A 13040-nucleotide genomic window follows, 5' to 3' on the forward strand; every position below is an offset into this window, starting at 1 on the left:
GCTCAGGCCGCCGCCGGCTCCAGGGCGGCCTCTCCATGCAGCAGCGCGGCCAGTGCCGCGAGCCGCTCCGGGCAGAGCGCCGTCTTGCGGTCCGCCACGCACACTGCGCTGCGGAATCCCGCGAAGTCGGGCGCCAGCGCCTGCAGCAAGGGAATGTGCGCCACACGCAGCGCACCCGCCGCACCGGCCATTCGGCCCGATGCGCGCACCTTTGCCACGAAGGCGCGCAAGTCTGCCATCGGCACCGCATCGAACAGGCTGCCGGCGAGCTTGTCGGCGGTGTCGACCATGATCCCCGGAAAATCGAGTGCACAGGCGTGCGCGATCAGCGCAGCGTCCAGCCCGTTGTCGGCAATGAAGACCGGCACCACCGGCCAATCGCAAGCCGCCAGCGCATCAAGTACCGCAAAGGCTTCAGGGCCTCGCTCGATGCCGACCTTCACGTAGTCCACGCCGCAGGCACCCACCGCGTCCACTTGCGCACGAATGCGGTCCAGCGCATGCATCGGCAGGTCGCCGATGGTTGCGCTCACCGGAAGGCCGCTGCCATGCGCGCGCAATGCCCCCACGATGGCGCCGATGGTCGCCACGGGCAGACCGCCCAGCGCGCCGTCGCTGGGCTCCTTCAGATCGATGAAGTCGGCCCCGCCGCGGGCCGCGAGCAAGGCTTCGTCGACGCTGCGAACGCTCACCAGCATGCGCGTCATGATGCGCGCTCCGGCATGCCCGTGCGGTGCTGCGCGACTGCGGCGCAGAGCCACTCCCAGGCTTCACGCTCTTCGGGTCCGGCGGTCTTGTCGATTGCAATCTGCAGGTAGGTCATTTCGGTTTCCACTTTCTCGGGAGGCAGCATGTGAAGGCGGCTGACCAGCACGGCCCCTTCGATCACCGCGGCCTGCGCACGGTTGAAGCCGACGAAGGGCGCGTGCGTGGCCTCGTGCACGGCCATCATGCGCAGCACCGGACGCTGTGCGTCGTCACGCTGCTCGGCTAACTTCAATTCGACGTGGCGCAGCGCGGCGGTAAGGCGCACGCCTTCGATGCGTTCGGCCGGCAGCGTGGGCCACGCCTTGCGGCCGGTCACGCAGCCGGCGAACACGCGGGTGTCGCAGACGATGTTGAGCACCGCATGGCCGGTGGCTACGATGTTGTCGTGCGTCGTCGAGGGCTTGAACGGCATCAGCAGGATGCCGCCCTCCTGGTAGCGGATGCCCATCGGCGCCACGTGCGGTTTGCCATCGGGAGCCACGGTGGTGACCACGGCTTCGAAGATCTGGTCGTTCATGAGGGTGTCGGTGCGGTGGTGGTGCTCACGGCGCCGGGCTCGGCCGCGTTGTTGTTCTTTTTCGATGTCTTCATGGTGGTTCCAGGCGCGCACCAGCGTGCGAGGTCTTCGGAAGGCCGCGGCGCAGCGCAGCCCCAGTCGAGCGGCTGATCCTGCACATAGCGCTTGCCGAGCTGCCAGGCGATCTCGGCGCGCGCGAGCTCCACGCCCATGTAGAACGCATGGTCGGCGTCGTCTTGCAGCTTGAGCTGCGGCCAGAGTTCGAAGGCGCCCTGCCCCAAACGCAGGCCGTCGCGGTTGTACACGTGCAGGCCCAGCGGCGATATCTGCACGCGGAAATTCGGGTCGCGCACCTGCGAGGCGATCTCGCTGATTTCTTCGGGCGTGTCTGGGAACGGATGCTTCGCATGCACCGTCATCAGCGCATCGCTCATGCCCTTGGGCAGCGTGGCATTGCGTGCCGCCGCATGCATGATGCGCCGCGCCCAGTCGGCCTCGCTCACCGCGCGGCGCGCATGCTGGCTCACCTGCGTGGTCAGCACGGCCGCCACGTTCAGCTCGGCCGCAATGCCGAACAGCACCGCGTTGATGCCGCTGGTGTCAGCCTCGGTCAGTTCCGTGAGGTTGCCAACGCCGAGCATGATCGGCGCATCGGGGAAGCGCTCACGCAGCCGGTGGTAGCGCACGATCGATGCGGTAAGGCCGAACGGGATCGGATCGAGGATCGAATCGGCCAGGAAGGCGCGGCCGCGCCGCTGCATCTGCGCCACGGCTTGGTACAGCGATTCTTCATCGGCCGGAACGCGCGGAATCAGCACCGGTGTGGATTCGACTTCATCGGCAATCCACAGGGTGTCGAGCGTGAGACTCAGCAAGTAGTCCGCACCGGCCTTGCCGCCCGTCAGCAGCTCCTGCGCCTCGCTCGAATCGACGCTCACCTGGAAGCCTTCGGCCTTCAATGCCCGCACGCTGTCGGCCAAGTGGTCGAAGCGCGTCTCGGGCAGGCAGCCCAGGTCGATGACGTTGGCACCGTCGGCCGCCAGCAGCCGCGCCCGCCCGATAATCTGCGGCACCGTGAGCCGAGGCGCATCGACGATCTCGGCAAAGATCGCGACCTCGTACTCGTTGAGGTCGACCGCACGCGCACTGCGGTTGAAGTGGCGCGGCAGGTCTTTCAGTTCTTGCGGGCCGCGCTCCACCGGAACACCGAAGTGAAGGCTCAGGGCCTCGACGTCGCCGCGGCAGCGGCCCGGCACCATGATGCGGTCGGCGCGGCGCGGTGTGGCGCCCTCACCTTGGGCCTCGGTGACCACAGGTGCCGCGACGCGGCGGCGGATCATGTCGGCCGTCATCAGCGCGGCCACCTGCAACCCGATCTCTCGCACTTCCCATGTGAACGGTGCCGCCTCGATACCCGCCAGCACCCGCGTGAGGCTGGCTTGGGCGAGGCGCCCGGTCAGGAAGACGATGTGTTCCATGCGAGAGAGAGTTCCTTCATGCGTGCATCGAGCACGGCTTCGAGTTCGGCCGGCGACGAGACCACGTGGCAGAAGTCGATGCCGCGCAGCCGCTCCACGTTGTCCAGTTCGATGCGCCGCGGACGCAGCGTGACCCAGTCATGCGGCGACTTGGTCACCACCACCGGTTCCGTATCGCATGCAAACACGATGCCAGGAATTCCGAGCTTGCCGGCCTGGGCGAACATGTTGGTCGGCAGGCTGTCGCTGATGCCGAAAGCGCACTTGGCCACCGTGTTGCTGGTGGCGGGCGCCACCACCACCGTGTGATAGACGTCGTCGTAGAGCATGCCCACCGGCACGCCGCTCGCGGTCTTGTCGCGAAAGACGCGAAACCGTTTCTTCAGCGCCTCGATGTGCAGCTTGTAGATGGGCAGCACCTCCTCGGCGGCGGCCGAGAGGAACAGGTCCACCGAGGGCAGCCGCGAGGCGAGCGCCAGCGACTCCTCCAGGAAGTGGCCGGAACCCGTGATGCACCACGCGATGCGCGAGCGCGGCAGCGAGGTCGGCAGCGGAGGCTCTCCGTCTTCGACCACCAGGGCCGCACCGCGTGGATCGATCTTGTTGCCCGTAGCCGGTGGCTCCCCATTCGTCGTCATGTCCAGCGAGCCCGTCGGCTCAATCGGGTGGAGAGATCTCGATGTGAAGCTTGTGGAGTTTTCGGTACAAGGTGTTGCGGCTGACATCGAGCGCCTTGGCGACGTTGCTCACGTTCCAGCGATGCTGCTCGAGCATCTGCAACAGCACTTGCCGCTCGTTGGCCTGGATCGGGTTGAGTTTGACGGCGGGTGCCGCGTCGGACGGCGCGGCGTCCGCTGAAGCTTCCGCGGGCTCCGATGCGGCGGGCAGCGCTGCATAGGCCGAGACGGGCGAAGGCACCACCCTTGCGGCCAACGACGGCAGGTGCTCGCGCGTGATGGTCTTGCCGTCGGCCAGCGCGGCGGCGCTGCGCAGCACGTGGCGCAGCTGGCGCAGGTTTCCGGGCCATGCATAGGCCATGAGCACGCGTTCGGCGTCGTCCCCGAGCCGGCTGTCGCTGCCGCCTTCGTCCTTCAGCACGTCGTGGATCAGTTCGCGCTTGTCGGTGCGGTCGCGCAGCGGGGGCAGGTCGAGCTCGATGCCGGCGAGCCGGTAGTAGAGGTCTTCGCGGAAGCGGCCTTCGCGCACCAGGCTCGGCAGGTGTTGATGGCTTGCGCTCACTAGCTGGAAGTCCACCGGATGCGTTTCCTCGGTGCCGAGCGGCGTGACCTGGCGCTCGTCGAGCACGCGCAGCAGGCGGGCCTGCAGCTCCAGCGGCATGTCGGCAATTTCATCGAGGAACAGCGTGCCGCCGTCGGCCTGAAGAATCTTGCCACGCCGGCCGCTGCGCTGCGCGCCCGTGAAGGCACCGGCCTTGTAGCCGAAGAGTTCGGATTCGATCAGCGTCTCGGGCAGGCTCGCGCAATTGACGGCGACGAAGGCGCCTTCGGCATGCGGGCTGGTCTCGTGGATGGCACGCGCGAACACCTCCTTGCCCGACCCCGTTTCGCCGCACAGCAGCACGGGCGTGCGGCGCGCGACCACGCGCCGCGCGGTGTCCAGGTGCGCGACGAGGCGCGCGTCCTTGAAGGTGCGGATGCCCGGCGCACGCGCGGCCGATGGGCGCATCGGCGTGCGGAAGGGTTCAGCGACCGTTTCGGCCACCAGCGGCGCGGAGCCTGCGCCGCGCGCACGCGAAGGCGTGGCCGCATCGGAGGCCGGCCGCCGCGCCACCGCGAAGAAGCGCAGCGCCGCATTGGCCCGGTAGGCCACCACCGGATGGAATGAAGAAGAAAGGCTGCGTTGCACGATGTCTTCGAGCGATGTCTGGAACAGATCGTCGATGCGCTGCGTGCGGATCTCGTCCATCGATTGCAGGCCGAGCTGGAACAGCGCGCTGCGGTTGGCCGCGAGAATGCGCCCGTCGTCTCCGACCGCGAGCTTGCCTTCGTGCAGCGTGTAGACGAACTCCGGCCGGCTGTGGAAGTGCAGCGGATGCGCATTCGAAAAGCGCTTGTCGATGAGCCGGTTTTCGATCATGCGCGCCGTCATGCCGAGCAGCACCAGCACATGCTGCTGCATCAGGCTGGAGCGGCTGGTCACGTCGAGCACGGCAATGATCTCGCCGGACGGATCGAACACTGGCACCGCCGAACAGGTGAGCTGCGTGAAGTGGCTGAAGAAATGTTCTTCGCGCCGCACGGAGATCGGGTGCGCGGCCGCAAGGCAGGTGCCCATGCCGTTGGTGCCGGCCTCGGCCTCGCCCCACATGCCGCCTGCGCGCAGGCCCATGGGCTCCGCCTCGGCCGCGAACTCGGGCGAGGACACCATGTGCACGATGACGCCATCGGTATCGGTCAGCACCACGGCGGATTCCGCATCCGCGAGCTGCTGGTAGAGCGTGGTCATCTCGTAGCGCGCGCACTCGATCACGTCGGCATGCTGGTTGCGCCGGCTCTGCAAGGCCGACGACGCAATGATCACGGGTTCGCGCGGGCGGCCCGGGTCGAGCTGATATTGATTCAGGCAACGGCTCCAGGAGCGCGTGACCAGATCGTTGCCCTCCTCGTGAAAGCCCCGCCTCACCACGTCCAGCACACGGTCAGCGTGCCTATCGCCTTGTCGAAGCGTCAATGTCATTGGAGTTCTCCGGCGCGTTCCATATGTCTCCTTGGTCGGCCCATTGTTGTGCCTGCTGAGTTACTGCGCACCGGGTTAAACACCAAGCACTCGCAGCCCCGCGGCGGGTCCGATCTCTGGCCTGCATTTTGCGTTGATGAATCCTGTCGTTGGCTGACTATCCGCCGCAAGACACACTTTCAAACACATTCGAATCATTGGAGACACCACTTGAACACCAGCCCGAGCCCGCGTCCTTCCACCGGTCCCTTCGCGTCGAATGTCTCGCATGCCTCCGGCGCGGTGGGCGCGGCCGAGGCCCCCGCCCCCATGGACCTGATCTTCATCGAAGGCTTCAACGGCCAGACGGTGATCGGCATCCATGATTCGGAACTGCATCATCCGCAACCACTGGTGATCGACGTGCATGCCGGCGTGCCGCGCGCGCGCGCCTGCGACACCGACCGCATCGGCGACACCATCGACTACGGCGTGGTGCGCGAGCGGCTGGTGCGGCTCCTGGCCGAGCACCGGCTGCAGCTGCTCGAGGCCTTTGCCGAAGCCATTGCCGACATCCTCATCGATGAGTTCGGTGCCGGCTGGGTCCGCGTGAAGGTGGTGAAGCCGCGCAAGTTCGACGACGTGCAGGCCGTAGGCGTACAGATCGAACGCCATGCGCCCACGCATCGCGCTTCCAAGTCGGCGCCCGGTGCCACCGTGCTGAACTTTCTCGCCAGCGGCATGGTGCCCGCCAAGCACTGAACAGTGCCCTCCGCCGCTTGTTGCGGCGGGAGATGGAAAAAAACCGACGCGGTTCACGCGTCGGTTCTTGTTTGTGGGCTTCAGAGGTGGGCAGCGAAAGGATGCGCCGTCGTGCCCTTCTTGTCGACCACCTCGGCGGCGGTCGGCAGACCGGCCACTGCGCGCTGGATGGACTCGCGGGTAGCCTGGTAGTTGTAGTCCTGGATCTTCTTGTCGTCGTCGGCAAGCCAGTGGATGAACACGCCTACGCAGATGAACAGGTTGTCCGCCTCCGCCATGGGGATGGTGCCATCCTCCACGCTGTCGGCCACCGCCAGCGCCACGCCGCGCTGCGCTGGACCGAACATCTGTACCGCCTGCTTGGCGCCCTTGATGGTCACTTTGTTGAACATCACGGTGGCCGGTTTGGTCAGCAGGTTGGGTGCCACGACTGCGAGCAGCGAAGTGAAGCCGTCCTTGTTGTTCGTCAACGCGTTGGCGAAGGCGGTCTCGGCAGCGCTGCCGCGCGGCCCGATGATCAGGTCGATATGGGCTACTTCATTGCCGTCGCCAACGAGCGATTCGCCCACCATCAGTCGATCGATTTTTGCCATGGTTTCGAGTCTCCTCTCAGAGGTCCAAGGTGATTAGGGTCATTACGACACCGGTCAGGAAGACCAGCGCAATGCCATGGGTATCACGATCCGTGCCATGCGCTCGCCGCATCGCGCGCCGGCGCCGCGCACGACTGGATCCAGCCCGAAAGCAGCAGCGCCGCCACGGTGAAATCGGCGCTCGTCCCGGGGTTGACGCCCGCGGCCTTTAGCGAAAGGTCCCACTCGGCAAAGGCAGGATCGGCATCGAGCACGGTGCCGGCGGTGGCGCGCTCGCGCCAGGCCTGCGCCGCCGTCATGACAGTCTGTGCCACGCGCTCGCCGTGTTTTCGAACAATGTGTGAATCGGGAAAGGCGGCGAGGCAAGCCAGGTAAAGCCGTTGGACGGAAGCCACAGTGGCCGCATCCGGTGGCATGTCGGCACCTGCCAGGACCTCCCCGCAACCGGGCTGGTAGGCGGACGCCTGGAACGCCAGCGCGAACAGATCCGCGAAACCGTCGCGGTACTGGCGCGCGATGAGATCGCGGTCCGCGGCCAAGGCCATGGCGGCGCGCAGGTCGATGGTGGGAGCGTCGTGCACGTCCTGCTCCGCCGCGCTTCCGAGGCCACCGGGGTGCGCGCGTGCAATGGCGCGGTAGGCCGCGCTGGCGTCGTCGATGTCCAGCGTGGCCAGCACGCCCTCGATGGCGGCGCGCAAGGCCGCGGGCGTCGCGGCGCCCGGGTGCCGCTCCACGGCCAGCGCAATCGGCGCGCACAGCAGCAGGATGCCGAGGTTGGTGTTGCACCCGGCCACTGCCCAGGTGGCCTCCACCGCGGCCTCGATGCGCTCCCCCACGCGCAAGCCGGGCTCGAACAGCGCGCCGGCCGCGGCGCGTGCGCTCGCGATGAACATCGAAGCCTGCATGCCGTGGCCGGGCGAGGCCTGGCTCACGTTGCCCGGCTTGCGCACGGCCACGTCGAGCCAGCAGGCCCGAAGGAAACAGGCCCGGGCGCGCTCGGTGGCCGCTTGGCGCATGGCCATCAGGCGCGGCGCTCCGGCGCCTCGCTCTCCTGCACGCGGTGCCGGACCTGCGCCATCTTGCGGTCGAGCAGGTCATCGACGATGGCGCGCGCGATGTTGAAGCCGGTGACGCGCTGCAGCCCCTGCCAGGCGGCCACGCCGTTGACCTCCAGCACCTGGATCTTCGGCCCGCTGGCCGCGGCGATGAGGTCAACGCCAGCGTAGTCCATGTCCAACGCTTGAGCCGCGCCTTCGGCCATGCGCGCGAGCGCCGGCTCCAGCTCGGCCGGCTCGCAGCGCGCGCCCTGCGCGACGTTGTGAACCCAGTGCATGCTGACGCGCCGCATCGCGGTGATGGCACGCCCGCCCACCACCATCACGCGCCAGTCGAAACCGGGCGAGGCCATCGGCGGAACGAAGCGCTGCAGATAGGCCAGGCCCGCATAGCCGGCATCGATGTCGGGCATGGGATGGTGCACACCGTCGACCTCGCCCACGAGCCGGAGGTTCTTGCCCTGCGAGCCGAACAAGGGCTTGAGCACCAGCGCATGCCCCGCGGCGACCTCGCGCATGGCAATGCGCCGCGCCTGCGCCGCCGACTCGGTGGCCCAGGTGGCCGGCGCCGGAATGCGCGCGGCATGCAGCAGCAGGCTGGTCATGGACTTGTCGACCGTGCGCTCGATGGCGCGCGCATCGTTGTAGACCGGCACGCCCAGTTCGCGCAGCGCATGCAGCACACCAAGCCGCTTGGTGACCTGCTCGAAGCTTCCGCCCGCAATGCCGCGCACCAGCGCCGCGTCAGGCAGCTCGCGGCCATAGCCCGGAATAACCAAGCCGTGCCAGGCGGCGGTGGTGTCGATGTTGCAGTCGGCCAGATCGACGCAGCGCCCCACCGCGCCGCGTGCACGCAGCGCCGCTTGCAGCTGGCGGGTGTGCCAGCCGATTTCATCGGTCATGATGACGATGCGCATGGTCATGTGATTGCCTTCATGCTTCCTGCAGCCAGAGCCGCTGCAGCAGTCCCATATCGGGCGCGCCACCGTGCCAGGTGTTGCCGCTGTCGATGTTGCTGACCCACACCTCGGCCGGGGCGAACAGCGCGCCGTCGATCTTGTAGAAGTCGTACTCGACCTCCTTGAAGATGTGCGCGAACGATCGACCATGGTCGCGTGAATTGCGCGACGGGAGCGCACGGGCCAGCTCACGCGCCGCATCGTCGTCGCCGCGAACCGTCAGGTGCACGCGACCGCCGTACAGAATGGCGTCGTTGGTGCGACCCATGGCCTCGACGCCATCGGCACTTGGCGACGGCAGCGGTGCGGTGCCAGCGCCATCGACGATATTGGCCAACGCGAAGCCCAGTTCGTGCGCCTTGTGCAGTGCCACCTCGAGCACGCGCGCCACCACCTGCGTCGTGCCTGCAAGGCTGGTGGTGGGTGTAAGGATCAACGTCAGCGCCTCGGGGGCCAGGCCGCAATCGCGCAGCAGCTTGTCGATGACGATCTTCGGCGGCGCCCGGTCGACCTCGAGCACCAGCACGCCGCATGGTGCGTGGTCGCGGTAGTCCAGTTCGGCAAAGAGCTTTTCCTTCACCGCCAGTGCACGCGCCGGGCCGGAGCCGAGCGAAAAGAATTTCTTGCCGCCGGTCTCTTCCTTGGATGCCGCGAGGCTCCAACCCGCGTACTGGCTGCCAAGGCAGGCCAGCACCGGCTGCGAGCTGCGCACGTCGAGCCACGTGGGCCAGCCCTCGCCCGCTGAGCCGCTTCGCAGGTTCACGTGCCCGAGCCCGCCCATGCAGATCTCGCCCACTTGCAGGCCCGCTGCCACGCTGCCGGGCGCCTCGATGCCGGCATCGACGATGTGCACGCCGGTGTCGTCGCGGCGCACCCGCAGCCCGAGCGCATCGAAGTCGGCCAGAAGCCGCTCGACCAGCGGACGGGCCAGCAGGTTGACGCTCAGGCCTGCAGCGGCCGTGGGCGAGGATGTGTTGCTCATGCGTGGGTCTCCAATGATTGCAGCAGCCGTTCACGGCCTTCGTTCAAGCGGGCGCGCACCTGCTCCGCGCTGGTGCCGCTCGCGGTCAGCGTGCACACAGGGTCGTCGATGTCGAAACGCTGGCCTGCGGCCGGCACGTCGCAGAGGCCGGGCCATGCGGCGAGCCGCTCTGCCGCAGCCGCATCGAGTTCGATGGGTTGCCGCGCGAACACGATCTCGATGCCTTCGATGTCCTGCCCGGACGAAGAACGCGTTGACGGCGGCAGCTCGCCCTGCAGGCAGGCACGCACATGCGCCTGCATCACGCCCGGCGAGCCGTCTGGCCAGCGGTAGAGGCTCATGCTGGCCGGCGGACGGGGGTTGATCTCGAGCACGCCGATGGCGTCGCCGTCGCGCATGAAGTCGAGGCTGCAGAGGCCGTGCAGATCGAACTCGACGGTCAATGCGCGCGCGATCGAAGTCACCCGATCTGCAACGTCGTCCGCCAACGGGACTGGTCCGATGGCACCGCAGAACACATAGGGTCGCGTGCCGAAGCGGCGCACGCTCTGCTCGTTGAAGCCGAGCACATGCACGTCCCGGCCATTGGCGACGAAAGTGGCCGACATCGGCAGCCCCGGCATCTCGCGCTGGAAGTAGTGGTGCGACGAAGGCGGCTCGTCCATCGACCAGGGCGCGTGGCGCACATGCCAGCCGCCGCAGCCATGCGCGTCTTTCATCAACCATCCCGCAGGGTCCTCGGGCGGCTGCAGCAACACCTGCGGAAACGGCATGACGTGCGCCGAAAGAAAGCCGAAGAATGCCGCAGGATCGCGCAGGCGGCGCACGGCGGTGGGCGCGGTGCCGATCAGCGGCAGCACGGCCGCACCCTCTTCGAGCAAGTCGGGCTCGCCTTCGAAGCCGCTGCCCGCGATCCAGCCCAGCACCGGCTCGCCGCCCGCGCCCTCTTCCGCCAGCGTGCGCAACGCCGCCATCACGCTGGCGGCATCGATCTGCAAGCTGCCCGACGCGCCGATGGGCAGCCAGCGCGATGCAGCGCGGCGCGTGTCGATGTCGCCAAAGAGGTCGAGCGCGACCACCTTGAAGCCGTCATTGGCCGCAGCCTGGGCCATGGCGCGCGCGGAGATGGCGGCAACGGCAATCGTCGGCATGGAGCGGAGGCGCTTCAAGCCGTCTTCGCGGCCTGCTCGACCAGGAAGGCGCGTGCCACGGCGAAGGCTTCGGCAAAGCTCAGCACCTGCGCTTTCTCGGCCTCGCACATCTGCACCAGCAGGCGATGCTGCGTCTGGTACTTGACGTTGCCTACGGCCAGCGCGCCGATGCCCACGGCCTGTGTGCCGGTCAGCGGCTTGGCGTCGTCCATCACGCCCACGCCGGCGATGCCTTCGGGCGGCACGGCGTTCACGTCGGCCGCCACCTTGAGCCGCGTTGCGGCGCCGAGCGCTTCTGCGGACACCACCTGCACGCCCGCGGCCGCGCAGGCCAGCAACACGTCGGCATCGGCGATGGAGCGGCGCACGGCGTCAGGGTCGCCGCCCGAGAGGCCGTGCAGCTTCACGCCGAAGCGTTGGCCGGTTTCATCGGCCGCCTCCTGCGCCGCGTCGATGCCGTTGCGGCTCGACAAGTAAACGTCGGCCCCGGCCTGCGCCGCTAGGACGCCCGCCACACGGCCCACCGGACCCGTGCCGCCGAGGATCACCACGCGCTGGCCTTCCAGGCCGTGGCCATGGTTGCGCTTCAACGCCGCCTCCACGCACGCCACCATGGCCGCGGCCGTGGTGTACGCACCACTCGGGTCGGCCATCAGCGAGACGACGAAGGGCTTGACCATGGAGGTCCTTGCGCGCTCGAGCATGTCGGCCGCCAGCTGCGCATCGCGCCCGCCGATGAAGATGCCGGTGCGCGCAACGCCCTTGGGCCCGCGCGAAAAGATGGTGTCCTGCGTCAGCCCCGTGATGCGGTCGATTGCCACGCCGCAATACGGCACGATGATCTGGTAGCCCGCGTCCGCCGCCATGTTGATGTCGAACGGACTCATCTGGGGGCCGGGGGTGAACATGTGAAGGATGCGGGGACGTTCCATGTGAGAGAGCCTGCGTTGGAGTGAATGGAAAAGTTTGGCGGGCGAATTCACCGCATGCGTGCCGGCGCGCTGCGGTCGCGCACCACGGCACCGCGGTTGCGGCCGGTGACGATGCGGATCTCGAGTTGCGGGTCGACATGCCCGCCGGCCCGCGCGGCGTCGACGAGCAACTGGGCCCGGGTCTCCGAGGACACGATCGCAAAGCCGGTGGGGCCCCACGAACTTTGTCCGATGGCCGCCCCGTTGGCGCGGCTCGCATCGGCGAACCATCGCATCAGCCGCGCGACCGCCAGGCTGGTGAAGACACCGCCCTGCGCCGGCGCGAAGTGCTCGCCGAGCAATTGCTGCATGCGGTTGATTCCGGCGGCGAACGGAGCGAACTCCTCGCTGGCCGCGCCGGGCAACACGCGCATCAGCACCTGGTGGCAGATGTCGGCTGCCACCGTTTGCGGCAAAGGTGGCAAAGCCGCTATGGCGTTCTTTTCTGCGCCGCCTGAAAGGCCGCGGTGTCCAGGGTCCTGGACCACGATGATTCGCCAATCCTCCGGAAACGGAATGCGCGAGAGGAGCGGCGCCGGCAGGCCATCGGCCCCGGGACCGCCATCGAGCAGCAGGCCGCCGGTGTCGAAACCCGCAATGCCGATGCCCGAGCGCAGGCCGCGGCCGAGCCAGTGCGCCAGCGTCGCGGTGCTCACGTCCAGGCCGTGCCATTCGGCAAAGGCGCGCCCGATGGCCGTGGCGAGTTGCGTTCCCGAACCGAAGCCCGCATGCGGCGGCAGCACCTGGGACAGCCGCAACGACAGCGGCGCATGGCAGCCGCTGCGCTGTCGAAGCAGCGAAAGATGCGCGGCGGCGCGTGCCAACTCCGCTTCGGCGGCTGGCGTGTCGGCCGCCAGGTGATCCGACGATGAAGTCGAAAGCTCGAGCTCGGTCGTAAAACCGTCGATCACCACCCCGAGGCTGCCGAAGGCGCGCCCGAGGGAGCCGGAAGGATCGAGAAAACCCAGGTGCAAGCGCCCGGGGGCGCTCACGCTCACCGTGCGGATACCCAGGTCGTGCCGGGGGGCGAAGGCGAGATCGGCGGAGGTCATGGGCAGGGGTGGATGGCGAGGCGAAGTCATGGACCCGCTTGTCATAGCAAGGCCCGTTCCGTCCGGGCCTTCACAG

General features: G+C 68.0%; 13 protein-coding genes. 1 reads left to right on the top strand and 12 read right to left on the bottom strand.

The genetic code is table 11. The features are described 5' to 3' along the window. Window positions 1-2 precede the first annotated feature (2 nt). Genes BLR24_RS01015 through BLR24_RS01035 form a run of 5 tightly spaced genes read right to left on the bottom strand, consistent with a single transcriptional unit; the run spans window position 3 to window position 5460 of the window. Window positions 3-707, bottom strand: a complete 705-nt coding sequence (locus BLR24_RS01015) for a (5-formylfuran-3-yl)methyl phosphate synthase (protein ID WP_254787118.1) — start codon at window positions 705-707, stop codon at window positions 3-5. After that, on the bottom strand, window positions 704-1285 hold the full coding sequence (locus BLR24_RS01020) for a DUF447 domain-containing protein (RefSeq protein ID WP_093011339.1): 582 nt from the start codon (window positions 1283-1285) through the stop codon (window positions 704-706). The genes BLR24_RS01015 and BLR24_RS01020 overlap by 4 nt, the downstream gene beginning before the upstream one ends. Then, window positions 1282-2763, bottom strand: coding sequence for a DUF6513 domain-containing protein (locus BLR24_RS01025; RefSeq protein WP_093011342.1), 1482 nt, complete (start codon window positions 2761-2763; stop codon window positions 1282-1284). Before BLR24_RS01025 ends, BLR24_RS01020 begins: the two co-directional genes overlap by 4 nt. After that, a complete protein-coding gene (locus BLR24_RS01030) occupies window positions 2742-3401 on the bottom strand; it encodes a flavoprotein (protein WP_093011345.1) in 660 nt (219 codons plus the stop codon). The genes BLR24_RS01025 and BLR24_RS01030 overlap by 22 nt, the downstream gene beginning before the upstream one ends. Before the next feature lie 19 nt (window positions 3402-3420). Further along, the gene (locus tag BLR24_RS01035) at window positions 3421-5460 is read right to left on the bottom strand and encodes a sigma-54-dependent Fis family transcriptional regulator (protein ID WP_093011348.1); all 2040 of its coding nucleotides are present in this window, start codon (window positions 5458-5460) and stop codon (window positions 3421-3423) included. A 309-nt stretch (window positions 5461-5769) separates the two neighbouring features. Between BLR24_RS01035 and BLR24_RS01040 the strand changes: the two genes are divergently transcribed. Continuing rightward, window positions 5770-6201 (top strand): dihydroneopterin aldolase, encoded by a 432-nt coding sequence (locus BLR24_RS01040; protein ID WP_093012698.1) that lies wholly within the window; start codon window positions 5770-5772, stop codon window positions 6199-6201. A gap of 80 nt (window positions 6202-6281) precedes the next feature. On the opposite strand, the gene fae is transcribed toward BLR24_RS01040, so the two are convergent. From fae to BLR24_RS01075, 7 genes are all read right to left on the bottom strand, one after another. Beyond that, complete coding sequence (gene fae / locus BLR24_RS01045; RefSeq protein WP_055796023.1) at window positions 6282-6794, bottom strand: formaldehyde-activating enzyme; 513 nt, start codon at window positions 6792-6794, stop codon at window positions 6282-6284. A gap of 83 nt (window positions 6795-6877) precedes the next feature. Beyond that, complete coding sequence (locus BLR24_RS01050) at window positions 6878-7816, bottom strand: triphosphoribosyl-dephospho-CoA synthase (protein ID WP_093011351.1); 939 nt, start codon at window positions 7814-7816, stop codon at window positions 6878-6880. Next, window positions 7816-8766 carry an ATP-grasp domain-containing protein gene (locus BLR24_RS01055; RefSeq protein ID WP_175543166.1) on the bottom strand — a complete coding sequence of 317 codons (951 nt, stop codon included), beginning with the start codon at window positions 8764-8766 and terminating at the stop codon, window positions 7816-7818. Before BLR24_RS01055 ends, BLR24_RS01050 begins: the two co-directional genes overlap by 1 nt. 16 nt (window positions 8767-8782) lie before the next feature. Further along, window positions 8783-9790, bottom strand: coding sequence for a methenyltetrahydromethanopterin cyclohydrolase (gene mch / locus BLR24_RS01060; RefSeq protein ID WP_093011356.1), 1008 nt, complete (start codon window positions 9788-9790; stop codon window positions 8783-8785). Beyond that, window positions 9787-10941 carry an ATP-grasp domain-containing protein gene (locus tag BLR24_RS01065; RefSeq protein ID WP_093012702.1) on the bottom strand — a complete coding sequence of 385 codons (1155 nt, stop codon included), beginning with the start codon at window positions 10939-10941 and terminating at the stop codon, window positions 9787-9789. Before BLR24_RS01065 ends, mch begins: the two co-directional genes overlap by 4 nt. Window positions 10942-10955: 14 nt before the next feature. Then, window positions 10956-11873 carry an NAD(P)-dependent methylenetetrahydromethanopterin dehydrogenase gene (locus BLR24_RS01070; protein ID WP_093011359.1) on the bottom strand — a complete coding sequence of 306 codons (918 nt, stop codon included), beginning with the start codon at window positions 11871-11873 and terminating at the stop codon, window positions 10956-10958. A 47-nt stretch (window positions 11874-11920) separates the two neighbouring features. After that, a complete protein-coding gene (locus tag BLR24_RS01075; protein ID WP_093011361.1) occupies window positions 11921-12964 on the bottom strand; it encodes a beta-ribofuranosylaminobenzene 5'-phosphate synthase family protein in 1044 nt (347 codons plus the stop codon). Window positions 12965-13040 lie beyond the last annotated feature (76 nt).

The organism is Variovorax sp. OV700, assembly GCF_900099805.1.
In the GTDB taxonomy this organism is placed as follows: domain Bacteria; phylum Pseudomonadota; class Gammaproteobacteria; order Burkholderiales; family Burkholderiaceae_C; genus Variovorax.